The 20,727-nt window shown below is 65.8% G+C and carries 22 protein-coding genes; 6 read left to right on the top strand and 16 right to left on the bottom strand.

The window, feature by feature from the left end; genetic code table 11:
• Positions 1-285 carry a DUF6477 family protein gene (locus M4578_RS05285; protein WP_258092395.1) on the bottom strand — a complete coding sequence of 95 codons (285 nt, stop codon included), beginning with the start codon at positions 283-285 and terminating at the stop codon, positions 1-3.
• 225 nt (positions 286-510) lie between these two features.
• On the opposite strand from M4578_RS05285, the gene M4578_RS05280 reads away from it, so the two are divergent.
• Complete coding sequence (locus M4578_RS05280) at positions 511-1,629, top strand: DUF6456 domain-containing protein (RefSeq protein WP_258092394.1); 1,119 nt, start codon at positions 511-513, stop codon at positions 1,627-1,629.
• Positions 1,630-1,633: 4 nt separating this feature from the next.
• Here M4578_RS05280 and M4578_RS05275 read toward each other — a convergent pair whose 3' ends face one another.
• The 4 genes from M4578_RS05275 to metF form a co-directional block, all read right to left on the bottom strand.
• Complete coding sequence (locus M4578_RS05275) at positions 1,634-2,278, bottom strand: bifunctional 4-hydroxy-2-oxoglutarate aldolase/2-dehydro-3-deoxy-phosphogluconate aldolase (RefSeq protein ID WP_258092544.1); 645 nt, start codon at positions 2,276-2,278, stop codon at positions 1,634-1,636.
• A gap of 95 nt (positions 2,279-2,373) precedes the next feature.
• Positions 2,374-3,594, bottom strand: coding sequence for a glycosyltransferase family protein (locus tag M4578_RS05270; RefSeq protein WP_258092393.1), 1,221 nt, complete (start codon positions 3,592-3,594; stop codon positions 2,374-2,376).
• Positions 3,595-4,377, bottom strand: coding sequence for an HAD-IIB family hydrolase (locus M4578_RS05265; protein ID WP_258092392.1), 783 nt, complete (start codon positions 4,375-4,377; stop codon positions 3,595-3,597). It lies immediately after the preceding gene.
• A 396-nt stretch (positions 4,378-4,773) separates the two neighbouring features.
• Complete coding sequence (metF, locus tag M4578_RS05260) at positions 4,774-5,640, bottom strand: methylenetetrahydrofolate reductase [NAD(P)H] (protein ID WP_258092391.1); 867 nt, start codon at positions 5,638-5,640, stop codon at positions 4,774-4,776.
• Between the two features lie 97 nt (positions 5,641-5,737).
• On the opposite strand from metF, the gene M4578_RS05255 reads away from it, so the two are divergent.
• Positions 5,738-6,643, top strand: a complete 906-nt coding sequence (locus M4578_RS05255; protein ID WP_258092390.1) for a LysR family transcriptional regulator — start codon at positions 5,738-5,740, stop codon at positions 6,641-6,643.
• A gap of 75 nt (positions 6,644-6,718) precedes the next feature.
• On the opposite strand, the gene M4578_RS05250 is transcribed toward M4578_RS05255, so the two are convergent.
• Positions 6,719-6,925, bottom strand: a complete 207-nt coding sequence (locus M4578_RS05250; protein WP_194135753.1) for a cold-shock protein — start codon at positions 6,923-6,925, stop codon at positions 6,719-6,721.
• Positions 6,926-7,153: 228 nt separating this feature from the next.
• Here M4578_RS05250 and M4578_RS05245 point away from each other — a divergent pair, with 228 nt between their 5' ends.
• Positions 7,154-7,474, top strand: coding sequence for an ArsC/Spx/MgsR family protein (locus tag M4578_RS05245; RefSeq protein WP_258092389.1), 321 nt, complete (start codon positions 7,154-7,156; stop codon positions 7,472-7,474).
• An 8-nt stretch (positions 7,475-7,482) separates the two neighbouring features.
• On the opposite strand, the gene M4578_RS05240 is transcribed toward M4578_RS05245, so the two are convergent.
• The 5 genes from M4578_RS05240 to thrS form a co-directional block, all read right to left on the bottom strand.
• A complete protein-coding gene (locus M4578_RS05240) occupies positions 7,483-8,052 on the bottom strand; it encodes a DoxX family membrane protein (protein ID WP_258092388.1) in 570 nt (189 codons plus the stop codon).
• The gene (locus M4578_RS05235) at positions 8,049-8,795 is read right to left on the bottom strand and encodes an HvfC/BufC N-terminal domain-containing protein (RefSeq protein ID WP_258092387.1); all 747 of its coding nucleotides are present in this window, start codon (positions 8,793-8,795) and stop codon (positions 8,049-8,051) included. Before M4578_RS05235 ends, M4578_RS05240 begins: the two co-directional genes overlap by 4 nt.
• A complete protein-coding gene (gene bufB / locus M4578_RS05230; RefSeq protein ID WP_258092386.1) occupies positions 8,792-9,655 on the bottom strand; it encodes an MNIO family bufferin maturase in 864 nt (287 codons plus the stop codon). Before bufB ends, M4578_RS05235 begins: the two co-directional genes overlap by 4 nt.
• A gap of 60 nt (positions 9,656-9,715) precedes the next feature.
• On the bottom strand, positions 9,716-10,021 hold the full coding sequence (locus M4578_RS05225; RefSeq protein WP_258092385.1) for a BufA1 family periplasmic bufferin-type metallophore: 306 nt from the start codon (positions 10,019-10,021) through the stop codon (positions 9,716-9,718).
• Positions 10,022-10,326: 305 nt separating this feature from the next.
• On the bottom strand, positions 10,327-12,276 hold the full coding sequence (thrS, locus tag M4578_RS05220; protein ID WP_258092384.1) for a threonine--tRNA ligase: 1,950 nt from the start codon (positions 12,274-12,276) through the stop codon (positions 10,327-10,329).
• A gap of 217 nt (positions 12,277-12,493) precedes the next feature.
• On the opposite strand from thrS, the gene M4578_RS05215 reads away from it, so the two are divergent.
• On the top strand, positions 12,494-12,799 hold the full coding sequence (locus M4578_RS05215) for a hypothetical protein (RefSeq protein ID WP_258092383.1): 306 nt from the start codon (positions 12,494-12,496) through the stop codon (positions 12,797-12,799).
• Between the two features lie 155 nt (positions 12,800-12,954).
• Here M4578_RS05215 and M4578_RS05210 read toward each other — a convergent pair whose 3' ends face one another.
• The 3 genes from M4578_RS05210 to gyrA form a co-directional block, all read right to left on the bottom strand.
• On the bottom strand, positions 12,955-13,857 hold the full coding sequence (locus tag M4578_RS05210) for a hypothetical protein (protein ID WP_258092382.1): 903 nt from the start codon (positions 13,855-13,857) through the stop codon (positions 12,955-12,957).
• Between the two features lie 214 nt (positions 13,858-14,071).
• The gene (locus M4578_RS05205) at positions 14,072-14,767 is read right to left on the bottom strand and encodes a M48 family metalloprotease (protein ID WP_258092381.1); all 696 of its coding nucleotides are present in this window, start codon (positions 14,765-14,767) and stop codon (positions 14,072-14,074) included.
• Positions 14,768-14,970: 203 nt separating this feature from the next.
• On the bottom strand, positions 14,971-17,667 hold the full coding sequence (gene gyrA, locus M4578_RS05200) for a DNA gyrase subunit A (protein WP_258092380.1): 2,697 nt from the start codon (positions 17,665-17,667) through the stop codon (positions 14,971-14,973).
• 231 nt (positions 17,668-17,898) lie between these two features.
• Between gyrA and M4578_RS05195 the strand changes: the two genes are divergently transcribed.
• Positions 17,899-18,168, top strand: a complete 270-nt coding sequence (locus M4578_RS05195) for an usg protein (RefSeq protein WP_258092379.1) — start codon at positions 17,899-17,901, stop codon at positions 18,166-18,168.
• 223 nt (positions 18,169-18,391) lie between these two features.
• On the opposite strand, the gene M4578_RS05190 is transcribed toward M4578_RS05195, so the two are convergent.
• Positions 18,392-18,946, bottom strand: coding sequence for a lipid-binding SYLF domain-containing protein (locus M4578_RS05190; RefSeq protein WP_258092378.1), 555 nt, complete (start codon positions 18,944-18,946; stop codon positions 18,392-18,394).
• Positions 18,947-19,072: 126 nt separating this feature from the next.
• Positions 19,073-20,071 (bottom strand): porphobilinogen synthase, encoded by a 999-nt coding sequence (gene hemB, locus M4578_RS05185; protein WP_258092377.1) that lies wholly within the window; start codon positions 20,069-20,071, stop codon positions 19,073-19,075.
• A gap of 101 nt (positions 20,072-20,172) precedes the next feature.
• Between hemB and M4578_RS05180 the strand changes: the two genes are divergently transcribed.
• The gene (locus tag M4578_RS05180; protein ID WP_258092376.1) at positions 20,173-20,700 is read left to right on the top strand and encodes a component of SufBCD complex; all 528 of its coding nucleotides are present in this window, start codon (positions 20,173-20,175) and stop codon (positions 20,698-20,700) included.
• Positions 20,701-20,727: the final 27 nt, after the last annotated feature.

The raw sequence follows: 20,727 nt of genomic DNA, 5'->3' as shown, positions 1-20,727 counted from the left end.
TCAGGCGCTTTCGCGCAACTGGCGGGCCTCGGCCATCATCGCGGCCAGCACCTCGACATGGCGCGCGATGGAATAGCCGCCATCGGCGGCACGGCGGCGCGCCTCCAGCGTCGCCTCGATCTCCATCAGTTTCAGGATCGCTGGGCCGCTGCGTTGCGGCGCGGTGAGCCCCAGAACGCGGCTCAGATGCGTGTCGCGGCGATAGTCGTCGGCCCCGATCCGCGCGGCGCGGATCAGCAGCCGCGGGCGGCGCAGAGTTTCCAGAAGGCTGAGAATGTCTTGCATCGAACCGGTCCCCATTTGGTGAGTGCGGGGCGATGGTGGCACGACGGAACGGGGTGTTGCGGCAAGCCGCCCCGCTGAGAACGGTTCGTTCAGAATTGTTTATAAATTGGGGATAATTTGAAGAAACCTGATCGAGTGTTAACGAACAGGTAACTGGCACACGCCAAGGTTGCGTCGGTCTTGGGGATAACCCTGTGGATAAATGACTGACCAAGGGGACATGCAATGATGATCTGCCATTATGACACCAATGTCGCCGAACGTTTGCCGGCCTGGGTGCCGGAGGATGCGAAGCACTATCTGGCCCATACCGAAGGCGGGGAGGCGATCCGAAAGCTGGCGCGACTGGCGGGCTGTCACGCCTCGACGGTTCTGCGCCAGGTGCGCCGGATCGAGACGCTGCGGGACGATCCGCTGGTGGACGGTGCGCTGCGGCGGCTGGGAGCGCTGCGGGCACGGGCGGCGGAGCTTGAGACCAAGAAGGAGTTCGAGCGGATGAGAGAGCCTCTCCGGGATGAGATCACGCCGGACGCCGCGATGCTGGCGCGCGAGGCGCGGCGGGTGCTGCGGCGCCTGTGCGAAAGCGGCGCGGTGCTGGCGGTGGCTGCGGAAATGGACAAGGCGGTGGTCGTGCGCGACACCGGCGACGGCGGCTCGACCCGCACCGCGGTGGTGGATGCGCCGGTGGCCCAGGCGATGGCGCTGAAGGGCTGGATCGCCTGCGAGGCGCCCGGGCGCATTTCGCGCTACCGCATCACGGCTGCCGGGCGCGGTGCGCTGAGCAAGCTGCTGGCCGAGCAGGAAAGCAAGCTGCGCGGCTTCGCCGAGGCGCAGACCGGCTTCGGGTCGGCGGCCGAGGCCGAAGCGGCGATGGATGCCGCCGCCGCCGATCCGCAGACCCGGCGGCGCCATCTGATGACCGAAAGCCCGCTGGTGCTGCTGGCGCGCCGCCGCGACCGCAACGGCGCGCCATTCCTCTCCGACGATCTGGTGCGCGCGGGCGAACGGCTGCGCGAGGATTTCGAACTGGCGCAGATGGGGCCGCGGGTAACGCAGAACTGGGATCAGTTCCTGACCGGCGGCATCGACAGCGCGGGCGGGCAGGGGTTTGCGCAGGGTCCCGGCGCGGCACGCGAGCGCTTTATCGCGGCGCTGCGCGATCTGGGGCCGGGGCTGGGCGATGTGGCGCTGCAATGCTGCTGCTACATGGAAGGGCTGGAAAACACCGAACGGCGCATGGGCTGGGCCGCGCGTTCGGGCAAGGTCGTGCTGCGCATCGCGCTACAGCGGCTGCGCCGCTATTATGACGATACCGTCGCGCCGGGCGGCGGGCTGATCGGCTAGGTCCTCAGCCTCGGGGCAGGGCCGCAGCCTCGGATGCCAGCGCGGTGATCCCGGCCCAGTCCCCGGCGGCCAGCTTGTCCTTGGGGGCCACCCAGCTTCCGCCGCAGCACAGCACATTGGACAGGCCCAGATACTCGGGCGCGTTCCCGAGGCTCACCCCGCCGGTGGGACAAAAGCGGATCTGCGGCAGCGGGGCGCCGATGGCCTTGAGCGCCGACGCCCCGCCCGAGGCTTCGGCGGGAAAGAACTTCTGGACGGTATAGCCCCGCTCGAGCAGCGCCATCGCCTCGGTCGCGGTGGCGGCGCCGGGCAGCAGCGGCAGCCCGGCCTCTGCGCAGGCATCGAGCAGCCGGTCCGTCGCCCCCGGAGAGACGCCGAATTTCGCCCCGGCCTCGACCGCCGCCGCGACATCCTCGGGGGTGATCAGCGTGCCCGCGCCGACCACGCCGCCGGGCACGGCCGCCATCTCGGCGATGGCCTCGAGCGCGGCGGGCGTGCGCAGGGTGACCTCCAGCGCCGGCAGACCGCCGCGCACCAGCGCTTCGGCCAGCGGACGCGCCTGCGCGACCTCGTCGATCACCAGAACCGGGATCACCGGGGCAAGACGGCAGAGCTTTTCGGCTTCGAGGCTGGCATCAGCGGGAGTCATCATTCCTTGGCCTTTCGAATGGGGGTGCCTGGCACCGCTCTATCACAACCTGCCCGCCGCTTGTAGGGCGCTAACACCGGCATAAACCGGCCCGGTCAGCCGAATTCGGCCTCATCCGCCGCCACCGCCGCGCGGAAATCGGCCAGCAGCGTCGGGTCGGCGGAATGCACCCGGTTCCATGTCGGGATAAAGGGGGTTTCCTGCGGGTTCTCGATGAACATCTGCCCGGCCAGCGTGATGTTTTCGCCGAACATCTCGATGCTGCGCTCCTCGGCATGGCGGTCGATGGAGAGCCCGTTCATCTTCGCATCCGCCCAATAGGCTTCGAGCAGATCCAGCGCCGAGCGGTAATAGGTCGCCTTCAGCGTGCGGAACACATGCGGGGTGAACACCGTCCCGTCGGCGGCGAGCTTGCGGTAGATCGCCTTGCAGATGTCGGTGGACATGCGCGACAGCCCCTTGGAGCTGTCCTCGGCGGACAGATCCTGATGCTTGTGATCGTAGCTGTCGGCGATCTCCACCTGACAGACTTGGCGCGGGCCGAGGTTGCGCCAGGCTTCCGACAGCACGCCGATTTCCAGCCCCCAGTCGGAGGGGATGCGCAGATCGGGCAGAAGCCCGGTGCGCAGCGCCATCTCGCCCGAGAGCGGATAGCGGAAGCTGCGCAGATAGTCGATGTAATCGCGGTCGCCGATGGTGCGTTTCAGCGCGATCAGCAGCGGCGAGACCAGCAGCCGCGTGACCCGCCCGTTCAGCCGGCCCTGACCCACGCGGGGGTAAAAGCCCTTGGAAAGCTGGTAGGAAAAGGTCGGGTTGGCCACCGGATAGACCAGCCGGTCGAGCATCTCGCGCTTGTAGGTGACAATGTCGCAATCGTGGATCGCCATCACCGCGCTGTCGGCGCAGGAGATCAGATAGCCCATGCAGCCCCAGACATTCTTGCCTTTGCCCGGTTCCTGCGGCGCGAGCCCCAGCGCATCGAGCCGCCCCATGATGGCGCGCATCCGGGGGCTGTCGTTCCAGATCACCGTGGTCTGCTGCGGCAGCACGGAAAAGAACTGCCGGGCGTGGCGGAACTGCGCCTCGTCGGCACGGTCGAGCCCGATGATGATGCGGTGCAGATAGGTGACCTTGCTCAGCTCGGCCAGGATGTTTGGCAGCGCGTCGCCCTCGAGCTCGGAATAGAGCGAGGGCAGGATCAGCGAGATCTTGCGGCTCTGCGAAAAGGTCTCCAGCTCGTAGATCAGCTCTTCGATCGGACGCGAGCGGAGGTTGTGAAATTGCGCGATATTGCCGTTCTGATGAAAATCGGCCATTTACTCTGCTCTCCCGTTCCGTCCGAGCCTGTCGAGAAGGGCGAGGACCGCAATATTCCAGCCTTTGGGGCCGGGCTCGGTCGTGCGCGCGATGCGCCCGCTGTCCTCACCGGGCAGGGCGGGGATGCCCTTGCCGTGATCGTTGCGCAGGATGACGCCGTAATCGGCGCTTTCCAGCATTTCCACATCGTTGGGCGCATCGCCCAGGGCGATGGCGGTGTCGGCGCCGAGATCGGCCATGATGCCCGCCATCTGCTGCGCCTTCGTGCCGCCGAAGGACAGGGTCAGGAAGCGGCCACCGCTGCGGGCCAAGACACCCTGCGCGGCCAGCGCCGCGAGGAAGGCGTCGCGCTGCGCGTCCGTGCCCTGCCAGAGACCCGGCTCCGAGAAGTTGCGCTGCCGGGCGAGGGCGGCGGAGGCGGGGGGCAGGCCGGTGATTTCGGCCACCTCGGCAGTGCTCATGTCGCCAAAGCCGCGAAAGGGCGCGCGCAGATCCTCGGGCAGCGTATCGAGGATGCCGCGCAGCCGGTCATAGGCTGTGCGGTCGGTGGCTGCCGCGCCGGGGCTCACACGTTCGGCACCGTTCTCAACGATCATCGGCGCATCGCCCAGACCAAGCTCTTGATGCAGAGGTAGGATTTCGGCGGCGGTCTTGGAGCTGGCGAGGATCAGCGGGATGCCGCGCGCCTTCAGCGCCGCCAGCGCGGGGCGGGCCGGATCATAGCTGTAGTCGGAATGGTCCAGCAGGGTGCCGTCCAGATCCGTGAATACGATGAGCCGCACGCGCTGCTGTTCCCTCGCCGTTTTCGGGCACAGTAACCGCATCGGCGGCAGAGAGGGAAGCGCGGGCGGGACATTCTTTGCGGGTGGCGCAGGGGCAGTTTGGCGCACCGGGCAGAGAGAGGCGCGAAATTGGGCGGGATGGTGGGCAGATTGCCCACCTTACACTTGAGCGGGCCTAGGCGCGGAACAAGGCCGCAGGCCGCCGCGCCATCGCCGGCCCGCCCCCCGGGCTGGCGATTTGGTGACGTCAGTGCCGCGTGTCGAGGTCTTTCGGGCTTGGCTGGGATAAATCGAGAGGTTCTGCGGGAAGATCGCCAACCCGCGGGCCGGCGATGGCGCGGCTCTCCCAGCGTGGCGCTGTAGGGTGGGCAATCTGCCCACCGCACGCAAGAGTGCTCAGGCGACGTGCTCCAGCTTCACCTCGGGCGCAACCCCCAGCGCAAAGCACACATCGCGGGTCAGTTCGGGCCGGTTCAGCGTGTAGAAATGCAGCTTGTCCACGCCGCCCTCGATCAGCTCCGAGCAGAGCTCGGTGCAGATCGCCGTGGCCAGCAGATCCTGCCGCCCGTCGCGCTCGGCGCGGTCGAAAGCCTCGATCACCCAGCCGGGGATCTTGGTGCCGCAGTTCTCGGCAAAGCGGCGTGCGCCCTTCCAGTTCTCGATCGGCAGGATGCCCGGCACGATCGGCTTGTCGATGCCCGCCTTCTCGCAAGCGTCGCGGAAGCGGAAGAAGGTCTCGGCCTCGAAGAAGAATTGCGTCAGCGCCTCGGAGGCGCCCGCATCGAACTTGCGCTTGAGGAACTCGATATCGGCCTGACCCGAGGCCGCCTCGGGATGCACATCGGGATAGGCGCCGACGCGGATGTTGAAATCGCCGGTATTGCGCAGCGCCTCGATCAGCTCGACCGAGCTGGCAAAGCCCTCTTCATGCGGGGTGAACCCGTCGGCGCCCTTGGGCGGGTCGCCCCGCAGGGCGACGATGTCGCGCACACCGGCGGCATGGAACTGCTCGGCAATCGCCAGGGTCTCGGCCTTGGTGGCGTCCACACAGGTCAGATGTGCGGCGACCTTCAGGCCGGAATGCTTGTGCAGCGTCGCCACCACATCACGGGTCAGCTCGCGGGTCGTGCCGCCGGCGCCATAGGTCACCGAGACAAAGCGCGGGCCGAGCGGCGCCAGCGCCTGCACCGTGTCCCAAAGGCGGAAGGTCGCCTCGATGTTGCGGGGCGGGAAGAATTCGAACGAGATCTCGGGGCGTTTCATGGCCGGGGGTCCTCTTGGTGTCGGAGGCTCTTGTGGCACAAAGGGCATTGTGAGACAAACTCATAAATCTCAAGAACAACATGAGTGAAACTATAGGATGCACATCGAGCTTCGTCATCTGCGCACCATCAAGGCCATCCACGAAGCCGGCGGTCTGGCCCGCGCGGCGGATCAGCTCAATATCACGCAATCGGCTTTGTCCCATCAGATCAAGGGGCTGGAGGATCAGGCCGGGATCGAGCTGTTTGTGCGGCGGTCGAAACCGATGCGGCTTTCGGTGGCGGGGCTGCGGCTCTTGCGGCTGGCCGAGCAGGTCTTGCCGCAGGTCGAGGCGGCGCAGGCGGAATTCGCCTCGCTGCGCGCCGGGCGGTCGGGGCGGCTGCATATCGCCATCGAATGCCACGCCTGTTTCGAATGGCTGTTCCCGGTGCTGGAGGCGTTCCGCAAAAGCTGGCCCGATGTGGATGTGGACATCCGCCCGGGGCTTGCCTTCGACGCGCTGCCGGCCTTGCAGAAGGAGGATGTGGATGTGGTGATCTCCTCCGATCCCGAGGATCTGCCGGGCGTCACCTTTACCCAGCTCTTCGACTACAGCCCGGTCTTCGTGGCCGCCGCGGCGCATCCGCTGGCGGCGAAACCCTGGGTCGAGGCCGAGGATTTCCGTGGCGAGACATTGATCACCTATCCGGTGGAGCGCTCGCGGCTGGATGTGTTCTCACAGCTCCTCACTCCCGCCAGGGTTGAGCCATCCGCGATTCGGCAGGTGGAGCTGACGGCGGTGATCCTGCTGCTGGTGGCATCGAATCGCGGTATCTCTGTCCTGCCTGACTGGGTGGTCCGCGAGGTGAAATACAATTCCGACTATGTCACGCGCCCGCTGACCGAACACGGGCTGACCCGCAGCCTATACGCAGCGACGCGCAGCGAAGACCTTGAAAAGCCTTACATGCAGGATCTGATTCGGCTCGCCGGGCAGGAGGCACGGCGGTTGCAGTCCCGATAGGCGCGACGGGCCCCGGCTCCGCGCCGCGCCTGACCCCGGCCCCTTGCCGGGCCGAAGCGGGAAAATCGGTTTGTTTCAGAGGGTCTTGAGATCGGAGGCCATCATCCGTCCGTCACGGCCTTCCTTGAGCTCGTAGCTCACCTTCTGGTTGTCGGCGAGACCTGTCAGCCCGGAGCGCTCCACCGCCGAGATATGAACGAAGACGTCCTTGCCGCCCTCTTCGGGCGCGATGAAGCCGTAGCCTTTGGTGGTATTGAACCATTTCACGGTGCCGTTCGGCATCTTCCCGTGCTCCTTCCAGTCTTTCCTAATGTTTAGCCCGGCCAAGCCGGGCGCCCCGTCGTCACATTCGCCTTTCAGGGAAAGTCAGCACGAGCACTGGTCTTCCGTGGCTGATCGTCGAAGGTCACCCGGAAAGGGTTGCACAGGTGATGTAAAAATCAAGCGAAACGCTTCGCTCTTGCAGCAATCGGCGATAAATTGTGCGGGCGAGGCGAAGGAGAGGGCGAGATGGTTCTTTATGGGCTGAAAAACTGCGACACCTGCCGAAAGGCGCTGAAGGCATTGCCGCAGGCGGCATTTGTGGACGTCCGGACCGAGGGCGTACCGGCCGATCTTCTGGCGGCGGCCTATGCGCGGTTTGGCGAAAAGCTGGTCAATACGCGCTCGACCACCTGGCGCGGACTGTCCGAAGAGGAGCGGGCGCGCCCGCCGCTGGAGCTTCTGGCGCAGCAGCCGACACTGATGAAACGACCGCTGATCGCCGAGGGCGACGCGCTGTATCTGGGCTGGGACAAGGCCACCCAGGCGGCCCTGGGCGCGGCGGCCTGAAGCGGGCGTCAGGCGCCCGGCCTGTGCGTCAGGCGCCGTGTCAGCACCTGGTCGAGCGAGAGCCAGCCGCCGCCCTTCAGCACGAGGGTGAGCAGGATCAGCATCCAGAACAGGCGCTGATCGAGGATCGCCGCATCGGGGGCCCGGTCGAACCAGGCTCCCAGGGTTTCGGCATGCGCGATGCCGCCATGGCCGTAGAGATCGGTCAGGCTCTGCAAGGCGACAAAGCCGATCATCCCCAGCGCCGCGACGCGGGTGAAAAGGCCAAGCACGATCAGCAGCGGCAGCAGGAATTCCGCCCAGGTGCCGGCCACCGTCACCGCCCAGTGCAGGGCGCCGAGCTGGCCGGCGTCATAGCCCACCGCTTCGAACTGGCGCGGGAAGATCTGGGCATAGGCGCCGGACGAGGGCGTCAGCACCCCGGCCAGCCCCGGCCCCAGCTTGGTGCGGGCGGAGGCCCAGAAATAGACGAGCAGGGTGGCGGCGAAGCCGAACCGGGCCAGCAGCGGCAGCGCGCCGGAGGTGCGGCGCTCGAGCGTGCCGACCGCGCGGTCGTAGAGGCGGAGCAGCGGGATCATGCGGGCTCTCCTGTGTCGATGCGGGTGATGGCGCCATGCGCGAGCAGCAGCGCCAGCGTGTCCGTGGGATCGAAGCCGGGGCCGCCCTGAAGGCTGGCCGAGGCCAGCGCCATGCCGGCTTGCAGGGCCGAGACGAAGACATGGCCCCGCGCGGGCAGCACATGGGCGGCTGGATCGTAGCCCGGGCGCAGGACGATCACCTCCTGCGCGCCGCCCTGCGGTTTCCGGGCGGTCTGACCCAGCGCATAGGCGCGGATCTCGGCGATGGGCCAGGGCGCGCGCACGAGCTGCACCGCCGGGGCCAGCCGCAGCCGGGCCGCCGAGAGCGCGGGCGCGGAGAGTGCCGCCAGCGCTTCGGGTGCGACGGGCGGGGCATCGGCGGCGTGATAGGCGCGGCGCAGGGCCAGTTCGAGCCGGGCGACATCGGCGAGGAAGGGCAGGCGGGCGAGACCGTCGAGCCCGTCGAGAAAGGCGGGGAACTGCGCGCCGTAATGCAGGATCACGGGCGTGGCGGGCGGATGCTGGCGCAGGAAGCGCCCGGCGACCCGGGCGAAATTGGCCTCGCCCAGCAGCGCCGCGCAGGCGGGAAAGCCGCTGGCCAGCGCCTCGGTTAGCGAGACGGCGACATTGTTGCGATAGACCGCGTAGCGCCGCCCGGCGGGCCGGCCGGCGCCATCGGTGAGGGCCGGCGGGACCGGGCGCCTGGCGTCGAGCAGCGCCTGATGAAAGGCTCTCTGGGTCATGCGGCGAGCCTCGGGCGGGCGAGCGCCTCCTCGGCCCTGCGGGCTTCCTCGGCCAGAACCGGCCAGTCGGGCACGTCGGTGTCCCATTCGATCAGCACCGGTTTCGGCCCGGAGCGGGCGAGCGTGTGATCGAGCAGCGCCCAGACCGGATCGGCAACGGCGCGCCCGTGGCTGTCGATCAGCAGCGGCGCGCCGTGGTCGTCTTCGTCGGTGTCGTGGCCGCCGATATGGAGCTCTTCCACCAGATCGAGCGGAAAGGCGTCGATATAGCTTTGCGGGGTGAAGCCCAGATTGACCGCCGAGACAAAGACATTGTTCACGTCGAGCAGCAGCCCGCAGCCGCTGCGGCGGGCGATTTCCTGAAGGAAGGCCGGCTCGTCCCAGGTGCTTTCGGCGAAGGCCAGATAGGAGGACGGATTTTCCAGCAGCATCTGCCGTCCCAGCACCTCCTGCACCCGGTCGATATGGTCCACCACGCGCGTCAGGGTGGCATCGGTATAGGGCAGCGGCAGCAGATCGTTCAAAAAGGCGCCGTCATGGGTCGACCAGGCGAGATGTTCGGAAAACCGCGCCGGGGCGAGCCAGCCCAGAAGATGTTCCAGCCGCGCGAGATGCGCCGCGTCGAGCGGGGCCTCGCCGCCGATCGACAGGCCCACCCCATGCACCGAGATCGGAAACCGTTCGGCCAGCGCGCGGAGCTGCGCCAGCGGGCGGCCACCGTCGCCCATGTAGTTCTCGGCGTGGATCTCGAGCCAGCGCACGGGGCCGGGGGTGTCGAGGATCTGCGCGTAATGCTGCGGCTTGTAGCCGACGCCGGGGGCGGCGGGCAGGGCGGTGTGGCGGGCGGGGGACGGGGGCATGGGCGGGCTCCGGAGAACAGGGTGCGCGGGGCGGGCGCGGCGCCCGCCCCGGCAGCAGGGTCACGATTGCGGCAGATCGCGGTCGAGCGCTTCGAGCGCGCCCATGCGCGCCGACCCGTCGGCCATGGCGGGCAGGTCGATCTCCATGCAGGTGCCGGCATCGACCAGCGACCAGGCATTGCCCTGATAATCGACCTTGGAGGTGCCGGCGCAGGTGGTGCCGGGGCCGGCGGCGCAGTCGTTCTGACCGGCCAGCGCCACACCGAAGCATTTCTCCTTCTCCTGCGCCTGCGCCATGGGGGCGCTCAGCGTCAGAGCGGCGGCGACGGCGCCCATCAGGGCGGCGGATTTCACGGTGTTCGACATTGTCATACTTCCCTTATGTGAATGTCCCGTTGACAGCCCGGCGGGGATCTCCCTCGGGCTCTCAAAGCCTGCCGCGACAATCCGCCACGGGCCACTCACGGCGCCGTTGCTCACGCGTGTGTCAGGCGCCGTCAGCGTCCCGTCAGTGGGAAAGCTGCATATCTCTTTGGGAAGAATTGGTTTTTCGAAGAACCTGCAACATTCCGCCGCGTCATGCGCGATCCGGAAGTGCAGATGTTACAACGCAACCGGCCCCCGCAGAGACTGCGGGGGCCGGGCGTGAGAATTGTTACAGGCAGGCTGGATCAGCCGCGCAGATCCGGCGGCGTGGCCGCGACGCCCAGCTCCTCGGCGATTTCGGCAAGCGCGCAGACCTGGGTCTGCTTCTCGCCCAGACGGCGGACGGTGACGGTCCGCTCCTCGACCTCGCGATGGCCCACGGCGAGGATCACCGGCACCTTGCCCACCGAATGTTCGCGCACCTTGTAGTTGATCTTTTCGTTGCGCGTATCGGCCTCGGCCCGCACGCCCGCCGCGGTCAGCGTCTGCACGACCTCATAGACATAGGCGTCCGCCTCCGAGGTGATCGAGGCCACCACCACCTGACGCGGCGCCAGCCAGAACGGCAGCTTGCCGGCATGTTCCTCGATCAGAATGCCGATGAAGCGCTCGAAGGAGCCCAGCGTCGCACGGTGCAGCATGACCGGACGGTGTTTTTCGCCATCCGCGCCCACATAGGTCGCATCCAGCCGTTCGGGCAGCACGAAATCCACCTGAAGCGTGCCGCATTGCCAGTCGCGCCCGATGGCGTCGGTCAGCACGAATTCCAGCTTGGGCCCGTAGAAGGCGCCTTCGCCCGGGTTCAGCTCCACATCGTTGGTGACCGCGCGCGTGGCATCCATCAGCGCGGTTTCGGCGCGATCCCAGACCTCGTCCGAGCCGGCACGGGTGTCGGGCCGGTCGGAGAACTTGATCTTGTAGCTCGGGAAACCGAGGTCGCGATAGATGCCGGCAAGGAAGCCGATGAATTTCTCGGTCTCTTCAGCGATCTGCGCCTCGGTGCAGAAGATATGCGCATCGTCCTGGGTAAAGCCGCGCACCCGCATGATCCCGTGCAGCGCGCCCGAGGGCTCGTAGCGGTTGCACGAGCCGAATTCGGCCATGCGCAGCGGCAGGTCGCGATAGCTCTTGAGCCCCTGGTTGAAGATCTGCACATGGCAGGGGCAGTTCATCGGCTTCAGCGCGTTCACCGATTTCTCGCGCGCATGTTCCTCGTCCACCTCGACGATGAACATGTTCTCCTGGTATTTCTCCCAGTGGCCGGATTTCTCCCACAGCTTGCGGTCGACGACCTGCGGCGTGTTCACCTCGACATAGCCGCCGCGCTGCTGCTGGCGGCGCATATAGTCTTGCAGCGTGGTGTAGATCGTCCAGCCGTTCGGGTGCCAGAACACCTGGCCGGGCGCCTCTTCCTGCATGTGGAAGAGATCCATCTCGCGGCCGAGCCGGCGGTGATCGCGCTTGGCGGCTTCCTCGAGGAAATTGAGGTATTTTTTCAGATCGTCGCGGTTGCGGAAGGCCACGCCCGAGACACGCTGAAGCATCGGCCGGTTCACATCGCCGAACCAGTAGGCGCCGGAGACGCCCATGAGCTTGAACGCATCCGCCGGAAGCTGGCCGGTATGCTGGAGATGCGGGCCACGGCAGAGATCCTGCCAGCCGCCATGCCAGTACATGCGGATCGCCGCGTCCTCGGGGATGCGGTCCACCAGCTCGACCTTGTAGGGCTCGCCATTCTCTTCATAGAAGCTGCGGGCGCGGTCGCGCTCCCAGATCTCGGTGGTGATGGGCTCGCGGGCGTTGATGATCTCCTTCATCTTCGCCTCGATCTGACCCAGATCCTCCGGCGTGAAGGGCTCGGCACGGTCGAAATCGTAGAACCAGCCGTGTTCCGTCACAGGGCCGATGGTGACCTTGGTGGCGGGCCAGATCTCCTGCACGGCGCGGGCCATCACATGGGCGAGGTCGTGCCGGATCAGCTCCAGCGCGGGGGCTTCGTCCTGCATCGTGTTGATGGCGATCTGCGCATCGGCCTCGATCGGCCATTGCAGATCCCAGTGCTGACCGTCGACCATGGCCGAGATGGCCTTTTTGCCGAGCGATTTCGAGATCGACGCGGCGACCTCGGCAGGGGTCACACCCGTGTCGAATTCACGCGCATTGCCATCGGGAAAGGTAAGAGAGATTTGGGCCATATGTCTGGCTCTCCTCGTCGGTTTGGCGCCCACGGAACGCCCGGTTGCGGGTTCTATTTCGGTGCCGCCTTGTGGCGCGCGGGGAAGGGGGTGTCAAGATGGGGGGCGCTTCCGGCAGAAACCCGCGTCCCGCAGCAAGGTCAAAGGCTTGTGACGCAGGACTGACAGGTTATACATATAGAAAGATTATCTTTAACGAATGAGAAAGGCCTGCCCGATGCCAAAGCGTTTTCCGGCAAAGATCTCCGGCGCACTCTGTTTCGCGGTCCTGTCCGCCCTTTGGCTGCCCACTGCGGCGCCCGCGGCCGATGGATCGCAGGTCGATACGCGCGACCTTCCGTTCAGCTTCGGACAACCGGTTCCGCTGACCTATGGCGAGCAGCAGAAGCTGATGTTTCTGGTGCCCGGACTCGACCCCGCCACCATCCCGGAGATGCTAAACAGCCGGCTGCGCGCGATCCTCTACGGCGACCGCAGCGACACCGACAAGCGCGGTCGCATCAAATGGTTGCTCGATCTCTGAGACAGGCACCGAACCGCCCGACTGAAAAGGAAGGGGTCGCTGCGCTTGCAGAGCGACCACCGCGCGACGCCGCGCTATCGGTCCCGCCTCGGGTCCGTGCCATCTCCGGCCCGCGGGAGAGAGAGGGACGGGCGCCGTAGCGCCCGTCCAGAGCGTCAGATCATTTCGAGGTCGTCTGCGATCTCGCCGCCGTCTTCGATGCCGTCTTCCGGCATGTCGTCCTCTTCACCGAGGCTTAGCGCGGCGATCAGGTCGCCGCTGGCGGCCTCCTCGGGGTCGAGCGCCCCCGCCTCGATGGCGGCATCATAGGCGTCGAGCACCTCATCGGCCGTCTGGAACCCGCCTTCGGGCGCGTCGATGCGGAACATCTCGACCGGATAGCCGTCCTCGTGGAAGGAATAGAAGATGATCGAGTCGAGCGAGGGGATGTCGTAACCTTCGACCTCAGTCTCGTAATAGCTGAGAAAATTCTCGAAGGTCGGCTCCTCGCCCTCGGGCAGAGAATAGTCATAGCCCTCGCGCGGTTCGTCGACCACGAATACCCCGTCGAAAACCTCGCCGCTTTCCGAGACATCGGTGCCGAACAACACCTTCTCGAAGGTCGGCTCTTCGGGATCCTCGGGCTCTTCGGGCTCCTCCGGATCGTCCGAGACCGCCTTGATCGACCCCGACTCGGTGCTGGTCGAGGTCGCGCGGATGCCGAACACGTCGATCTCGTCGAGGCTTTCGACATCGAGCTCGACAGTCAGCGTGTCGCCTGCGGAAATATAGGTTTCCTTGTCCTCGCCCTCCGGCCCGAGCCCCGGGTCGCTGAGCGCCTCGGCGTCGTCCCACTGGATATCCTCGCCATCGAGCTGGGCGCCGTTCATGTTGAGCGGACCCTCCAGAGAGACGCTCTCGCCAGAGAAATCGTCATCCCCGAAATAGAGCGCGTTCACATCCATGCCGCCTTCGAGAACGGAGATATCCGCCAGAAAAGCGCCGTCCTGCTCATAGAGCGAGACCGTGTAGGACAGACCGTCCACCTCATAGGTAAAAATCTTCGAATAGTCAGGCATAGCTTCCCCTTCTTATTGAACGGAATTCTTCCGATTTGTCTGGGCCGCAAGGACCGTGGATACCGTCGCGTCAACGCCACAATGTGACGCAAATAGCACGCAAGAGGCGCATTTTAGACATGAAATATCCCGGCACGGCGGAAACACATCGTTTCCATCGACCTAGAGAGAGGGGACTGTCGGAACGGCAAAGACCGCCTAGGAGATGCGGGGCTCAGCCGCCCGGCCTGGCCGACCATCGCGCCTCGAGCGCCTCCAGCGCCGCGATGCGCTCCTGCGTCTTGGGATGCGACAGAAGCCAGGCCGGCATTGCACCGCCACGGTTGGCGGTCAGCGCCTCCAGCTTGGAGAAAAGCGCTTTCTGCGGCCCCACGCCGATGCCTGATTTGTGCAGCAGGGCGGCGGCATAGGCATCGGCCTCGTATTCGTCGCTCCGCGACAACCGTGCCGCCAGCAGCGACATCAGCGTATTGGCGATCCACGGCCCGATCCCCGGCAGAAACCGCGACAGCACCATGGCCAGCGCGGTGCGCAGCGCGTTCTGTCCGGAAAAGTCGATCATCCGGCGGCGCGCATGCCCCAGCGCCACATGGCCCAGCTCATGAGCGATGACGCTTGCCATCTCCTCCGCCGTGACCTCGCCCGCGCGGTAGCGGTTGTAGAAGCCCCGGGTGATGAAGATCCGCCCGTCCGGCGCCGCCAGCCCGTTCACCGGCTCGATCTCGTAGATATGCACCTTGATCCGCGGCAGATCGAGCGCCTGCGCCATCCTGTCGGTGAGCGCCTTGAGCCGCGCATCGGCCAGCTCGGTCGAATTCGCGTCCAGCTCGCGCGCGGTGCGCCAGGTGGAAAAGCGATACATCGCAAGCGCGTAGAGCAGGGCCAGCAGGATCGGTGTGAACTTCAGCATATCCGCAATATGGGGCCGCCGCACCGCCGGGCCAAGAGTGCCCTACCTTTGTCCAGCGCTCTCGCGGGGCCCCCAGCGTCGTGAGGTGCGTATTTATCGGAAAGATGAAAGCAGATGGTCTTTCATCTTTCTGAAAATACGCAAAAAAACATCCCGGCCAAGACCCCCGGCCGGGATGCGGAAACATCGCGCTGTGGGGGAGATCAGCTCTCGGCGTCGTCCTCGTCCTCGCCCTGATCGGCGATCCAGGCGACCGAGACCACGGTCTCGCCCTCGCGGGTGTTGAAGACCCGCACGCCGCCGGCGCTGCGCGAGCGGAAGGAGATGCCCTCGACCGGCACGCGGATCGACTGGCCCGTGGAGGTGGCGAGCATGATCTGGTCGTCCATCTCCACCGGGAAACAGGCCACCAGCGGGCCGCCGCGCATCGCCTTGTCCATCGCCTGCACGCCCATGCCGCCGCGTCCGCGCACCGGATAGTCGTGCGAGGAGGACAGCTTGCCGGTGCCCTTGGCCGAGATCGTCAGGATCAGGTTCTCCGCCGCCGACATCTGGGCATAGCGCTCCTGCGGCAGCACGCTGTCGGCATTGCCCTCATCCTCGTCACCTTCCGCTTCCTCGGTGACGCCCGCCATCAGGCGGCGCATCTTGAGATAGGCGGCGCGCTCGTCCGAGCTGGCCTCGAAATGCCGGATCACGGCCATCGAGACCACGCGGTCGCCATTGGTCAGGCGGATGCCGCGCACGCCGGTGGATTTGCGGCCCTTGAAGACGCGCACATCGGTGGTGGGGAAGCGGATCGCGCGGCCCGAGTCGGTGACCAGCATCACGTCGTCGTCTTCGGAGGCGATGCGGGCGTTCACCAGCTCCACATCCTCGGGCAGCTCCATGGCGATCTTGCCGTTGCGCATCACATTGGTGAAATCCGACAGCGCGTTGCGGCGCACGTCGCCCGCAGAGGTGGCGAAGACGATCTGCAGATCGTCCCAATCGTCCTCGTCGCGGTCCACCGGCATGATGGCGGCGATCGACACGCCCTGCGGGATCGGCAGGATATTGATGATCGCCTTGCCCTTGGCCGTGCGTCCGCCCTGCGGCAGACGCCAGCACTTGAGCTTGTAGACCATGCCCGCCGTGGTGAAGAACAAAAGCTGCGTGTGGGTGTTGGCCACAAACAGCTGCGTCACCACGTCGTCGTCCTTGGTCGACATGCCCGACAGGCCCTTGCCGCCGCGTTTCTGCGAGCGGAACTCGGCCAGGGGCGTGCGCTTGATATAGCCGGACTGGGTGATCGTCACGACCATGTCTTCGCGCTCGATCAGATCCTCGTCTTCCATATCGCCGGCCCAGTCGACGATCTCGGTGCGGCGCGGCACCGCGAACTGTTCCTTCACGGCGATCATCTCGTTGGTGATGATCTCCATGATGCGCTCGCGCGAGCCGAGGATGTCGAGATATTCCTTGATCTTCGCGGCCAGCTCTTCGAGTTCGTCCGTGACCTCCTTGACGCCAAGCTGGGTCAGACGCTGAAGCCGCAGCTCCAGGATGGCGCGGACCTGGGTTTCCGACAGATTGTAGGTCCCGTCCTCGTTCATCTTGTGGGTCGGGTCGTCGATGAGCTGGATATAGGGCGCGATCTCATGCGCGGGCCAGCGGCGCGACATCAGTTTCTCGCGCGCTTCCGCCGCGTCGGCGGAGGCGCGGATGGTGGCCACCACCTCGTCGACATTCGACACCGCCACGGCGAGACCGCAGAGGATATGCGAGCGCTCGCGCGCCTTGCGCAGCAGATAGGCGGTACGGCGGGCGATCACCTCTTCGCGGAAATCGACAAAGGCGGTCAGGAAGGCCCGCAGCGTGAGCTGCTCGGGCCGGCCGCCGTTCAGCGCCAGCATGTTGCAACCGAAGGAGGTCTGCATGGGGGTGAACCGGAAGAGCTGGTTCAGCACCACCTCGGCGGTGGCGTCGCGCTTGAGCTCGACCACGACCCGCACGCCGTTGCGGTCGGATTCGTCCTGCACATGGGCGATGCCCTCGATCTTCTTGTCGCGCACCGCCTCGGCGATACGCTCGATCATCGTCGCCTTGTTCACCTGATAGGGGATCTCGTCGATGACGATGGCGTAGCGGTCGCGCTTGATCTCCTCGATGCGGGTCTTGGCGCGGATGATCACCGAGCCACGGCCCTCGAGATACGCCTTGCGCGCGCCGGAGCGGCCGAGGATCACGCCACCCGTGGGGAAATCCGGGGCGGGGATATAGTCGATGAGCTGTTCCGACGACAGGTCGGGATTCTCGATCAGCGCCAGCGTGGCGTCGATCACCTCGCCCAGATTGTGCGGCGGGATGCGCGTCGCCATACCGACCGCGATACCCTCGGCGCCGTTGACCAGCACGTTGGGGTAGCGCGCGGGCAGCACCGTGGGCTCCATCCGCTCGTTGGCGTAGTTCGGGACGAAATCGACGGTTTCCTTGTCGATGTCTTCCAGCAGCGCCTCGGCGGAGCGTTCGAGCCGGGATTCCGTGTAACGGTAGGCGGCGGGCGGGTCGCCGTCCATGGAGCCGAAATTGCCCTGACCGTCGATCAGCGGCAGCGACATGGAGAAATCCTGCGCCATGCGCACCAGCGCGTCATAGACCGCCGAGTCGCCATGCGGGTGGTAGCGGCCCATCACGTCGCCCACGGCGGTGGCGCATTTGCGGTAGGATTTGGACTTGGTCTGCCCGTTCTCCCAGAGCGTATAAAGAATGCGCCGGTGCACGGGCTTGAGGCCGTCGCGCAGATCGGGGATCGCGCGGCTCACGATCACGCTCATGGCGTAATCGAGATAGCTCGATTTCATCTCGTCGATGATCGAAATCGCGGGGCCGCTGTAGCTCGGGCGCTCGGGTCCGCTCATTTCTTCATCGTTTTCAGGGGGTTCCGGCGTGTCGGTCACGATGCTCGCCTGTCCGTCGTTATGCTATATGTTGTTGAAAACCCTTATATCAGAGACAGGATATGGGGCGCAATGGCAGCGGCGCCACAAATCTGGCAGCCACCGGGATTGCCTGCTAACAATCTGTTTTTGTTGAAAAATAACGACTCAACCCGCAGACTTATAGACATCAAAAAACGATGAGGTAAAGCCATGCAGGAAACGCCGACGGAACTCATGCTCAAGGGCTATGGCCTGACCACTGCGGAAATCTTCTACCGGATGCCGGATTACCGCAACGTTCTCAACACCTTCGTCTGGCAGGATTACGATCTGGCGCCGGATCATCCGAGGCTCTTCAAGTTCATCGAATTCTGGCAGGACGAGATCGAGGGCCCGCTGCATTCGATCCGTTTCACCCATCGCAAGATGGTCTCCGCCGGCGAATGGCGCCAGGTGGTGGGCGAGTTCCGCTATCACTGAGGGCCTTGCACGGCCTGGCGGGTTCGGGATGCCTCCGGCGGGCGTATTTTTCAGAAAGATGAAAGACTTATGCGCTTCATCTTTCTGCAAGGCGTTTCGGGAAAAGTTGGATCGTCAATGCCCTGACGCGCCATGCGCTATCGGGACATTGCCGATACAGACCTGTGGAATCCTACCCGAAACGCCGGAATACGCCCGCCGGAGGCGAAAATGGCCGGACGTATCAGGGAATGATACGGGTGTATTTGGTGCCTTCCAGCGTGGCGCCGACGCGCAGGCCGGACTGGCCGAAGATCACCGCGATCACCGGCGCCATCGAGGTGGTGGTCTCGGCCGCCAGCGTCTCGCCCTTTTCCGGGGTCGCGTATTCGATATTGGCGCCCGCGGCCCAGCCCGGCGAGCGGCGGAAATTCAGCAGCGCGTCATCGGTCATGAAGAACAGCACATGCGCATATTGCTGCGCGCCGATCTGAAGCCCGCCAGAGCCGCTGACCAGCGAGTAATAATCCACCGTCACGCCGTTGATGCGCAGCGCGCCGCGGCCATAGGCGCCGCCCAGGCCCAGCCCGGCCTCGGTCACCAGCGGCATGACGAGCATGCCCGCCGCCTTGTCGGTCAGCGCGCGGGTGCCGGGGTACTGGCTGTACATCTGGCTCAGCGTGGCGTCGGCGCGGGCGTCGATCTTGGCGCTGCCGGGGCTGCCGATGCCATTGCCGCAAGCGGTCAAAACGCCCATTGCCCCCAGGCCGAGGGTGAGCGTGCGTCGGGTCATATCCATGAATCTGCTCTTTTTCCTGTTTGTGCCGATGCCTCTGGTCCGGCTGTCTCGCCGGTTGTGGCAAAACTATAGCGGCCCGTGTCGCCGCTGTCACGCCGCAACGGACCGAGCGCGCGGCATTCCGCCTCAGCCGTTCAGCAGGCGCGCGGCGGCGGGGGCGAAATAGGTCAGAACGCCGTCGCAGCCGGCGCGTTTGAACGCCGTCAGGCTTTCGAGCATCACCCGGTCGTGGTCGAGCCAGCCGCGCTCGGCGGCGCCCGTCAGCATCGCGTATTCGCCCGAGACCTGATAGGCGAAGGTCGGCGCGCCGAACATCTCCTTGGCGCGGCGGCAAATGTCGAGATAGGGCATGCCGGGCTTGACCATGATCATGTCGGCGCCCTCGCAAAGATCGCGCTCGATCAGCCGCATGGCTTCGTCGGAATTGCCGGGCTGCATCTGATAGGTGGTCTTGTCGCCCTTGAGCGCGCCCGAGGCGCCCACCGCGTCGCGGAAGGGGCCGTAGAAGGCGCTGGCGTATTTCGCCGCGTAGGAGAGCAGCAGCGTGTTGCGGAAGCCCTCGCGCTCCAGCTCGGTCCGGATCGCGCCGATGCGCCCGTCCATCATATCCGAGGGGCCGATGATGTCGGCGCCGGCGCGGGCCTGGCTCATCGCCTGTTTCACCAGCGCCTCGACGGTCTCGTCGTTGACGATCTCGTCGCCCACGACAAAACCGTCGTGACCGTTGGCGTTATAGGGGTCGAGCGCCACGTCGGTCATCACCGCCAGATCCGGCACTGCCGCCTTGATCGCGCGGGTGGCGCGGTTCGACAGGTTCTCGGGGTTCCAGGCCTCGGCGCAATCCTCGGTCTTCTTCGCGGGGTCGGTATAGGGAAAGAGGCAGATCGCCGGGATCCCAAGCGCATGCGCCTCGCGCGCCGCCTCGACCACCTTGTCGACCGAGAGCCGGTTGACCCCGGGCATCGAGGCGATGGGCTCGACCACGCCTTCGCCGTCGCGCACGAAGACCGGCCAGATGAAGTCGCCCGGCGTCAGCACCGACTGGCCGACAAGCGCGCGGATCGCCGGAGATTTGCGGAGCCGGCGCAGCCGTGTGGCGGGAAAGGCGGCAATCGTGGGTTTCATCGGGGGCCTCTCTTGTAAACGCGCCCCTTGGGTGGCATGGAAAGACGGCTGTCACAAGGCCCCCATGAAGAGGGCCGCCCGCAGAAGGACTTCGAGCTCCCTTGGACTGGTATCGCATCGTTCTCGAAACCATCGACATGCGCTCCTTCTCGAACCTGTGGTTCTGGATCGCTCTGGCGGTGACCTGGTCCACCGCCAGCCATTGGGTGCTGGGTGTGCCTTTCGACATGGTGGCGCGGGCGCGGCGCAACGGCGGGCAGGCGGCACAGGATCTCGAGGATCTGGTGCGGATCAACACCAACCGGCTGCTGTTCATCGCCGACGAGACCGGGGTCTGGGCCATCGCTCTGGGCTCGGCGGTGCTGAGCGCCATGGCGGTTTCGGGCTTTGTCTATGGGGTCGAGCTGACCCAGGCGCTGTTCCTGCTGGCCTTCCCGATGTCGCTGGTGGCCCTCATGAGCGTCGCCACCGCCGCCCGCATCCAGCGCAACGCGCTGAGCGGCGCGCCGCTGTGGAAGACGCTGGGCCGGCACCGGTTCTGGACCCAGGTGACCGGAATGATCTCGATCTTCATCACCGCGCTCTGGGGCATGTTCCAGAACATGTCCTTCACCGCTCTGGGCGGTTGACGGCGGCCCGCGCGCGGGTCACATCCC

Origin of the sequence: Salipiger pentaromativorans, assembly GCF_024721115.1 — a bacterium.
Taxonomy (GTDB): Bacteria; Pseudomonadota; Alphaproteobacteria; order Rhodobacterales; family Rhodobacteraceae; genus Salipiger; species Salipiger pentaromativorans.
This window is presented reverse-complemented; position numbering and strand designations above follow the sequence as displayed.

Excerpts from the sequence above, each read along its gene's own strand:
- M4578_RS05285 (WP_258092395.1), bottom strand. The coding sequence starts at position 285 with ATGCAAGACATTCTCAGCCTTCTGGAAACTCTGCGCCGCCCGCGGCTG.
- M4578_RS05280 (WP_258092394.1), top strand. The coding sequence starts at position 511 with ATGATGATCTGCCATTATGACACCAATGTCGCCGAACGTTTGCCGGCC.
- M4578_RS05275 (WP_258092544.1), bottom strand. The coding sequence starts at position 2,278 with ATGACTCCCGCTGATGCCAGCCTCGAAGCCGAAAAGCTCTGCCGTCTT.
- M4578_RS05270 (WP_258092393.1), bottom strand. The coding sequence starts at position 3,594 with ATGGCCGATTTTCATCAGAACGGCAATATCGCGCAATTTCACAACCTC.
- metF (WP_258092391.1), bottom strand. The coding sequence starts at position 5,640 with ATGAAACGCCCCGAGATCTCGTTCGAATTCTTCCCGCCCCGCAACATC.
- M4578_RS05255 (WP_258092390.1), top strand. The coding sequence starts at position 5,738 with ATGCACATCGAGCTTCGTCATCTGCGCACCATCAAGGCCATCCACGAA.
- M4578_RS05250 (WP_194135753.1), bottom strand. The coding sequence starts at position 6,925 with ATGCCGAACGGCACCGTGAAATGGTTCAATACCACCAAAGGCTACGGC.
- M4578_RS05245 (WP_258092389.1), top strand. The coding sequence starts at position 7,154 with ATGGTTCTTTATGGGCTGAAAAACTGCGACACCTGCCGAAAGGCGCTG.
- M4578_RS05240 (WP_258092388.1), bottom strand. The coding sequence starts at position 8,052 with ATGATCCCGCTGCTCCGCCTCTACGACCGCGCGGTCGGCACGCTCGAG.
- M4578_RS05235 (WP_258092387.1), bottom strand. The coding sequence starts at position 8,795 with ATGACCCAGAGAGCCTTTCATCAGGCGCTGCTCGACGCCAGGCGCCCG.
- bufB (WP_258092386.1), bottom strand. The coding sequence starts at position 9,655 with ATGCCCCCGTCCCCCGCCCGCCACACCGCCCTGCCCGCCGCCCCCGGC.
- M4578_RS05225 (WP_258092385.1), bottom strand. The coding sequence starts at position 10,021 with ATGTCGAACACCGTGAAATCCGCCGCCCTGATGGGCGCCGTCGCCGCC.
- thrS (WP_258092384.1), bottom strand. The coding sequence starts at position 12,276 with ATGGCCCAAATCTCTCTTACCTTTCCCGATGGCAATGCGCGTGAATTC.
- M4578_RS05215 (WP_258092383.1), top strand. The coding sequence starts at position 12,494 with ATGCCAAAGCGTTTTCCGGCAAAGATCTCCGGCGCACTCTGTTTCGCG.
- M4578_RS05210 (WP_258092382.1), bottom strand. The coding sequence starts at position 13,857 with ATGCCTGACTATTCGAAGATTTTTACCTATGAGGTGGACGGTCTGTCC.
- M4578_RS05205 (WP_258092381.1), bottom strand. The coding sequence starts at position 14,767 with ATGCTGAAGTTCACACCGATCCTGCTGGCCCTGCTCTACGCGCTTGCG.
- gyrA (WP_258092380.1), bottom strand. The coding sequence starts at position 17,667 with ATGAGCGGACCCGAGCGCCCGAGCTACAGCGGCCCCGCGATTTCGATC.
- M4578_RS05195 (WP_258092379.1), top strand. The coding sequence starts at position 17,899 with ATGCAGGAAACGCCGACGGAACTCATGCTCAAGGGCTATGGCCTGACC.
- M4578_RS05190 (WP_258092378.1), bottom strand. The coding sequence starts at position 18,946 with ATGGATATGACCCGACGCACGCTCACCCTCGGCCTGGGGGCAATGGGC.
- hemB (WP_258092377.1), bottom strand. The coding sequence starts at position 20,071 with ATGAAACCCACGATTGCCGCCTTTCCCGCCACACGGCTGCGCCGGCTC.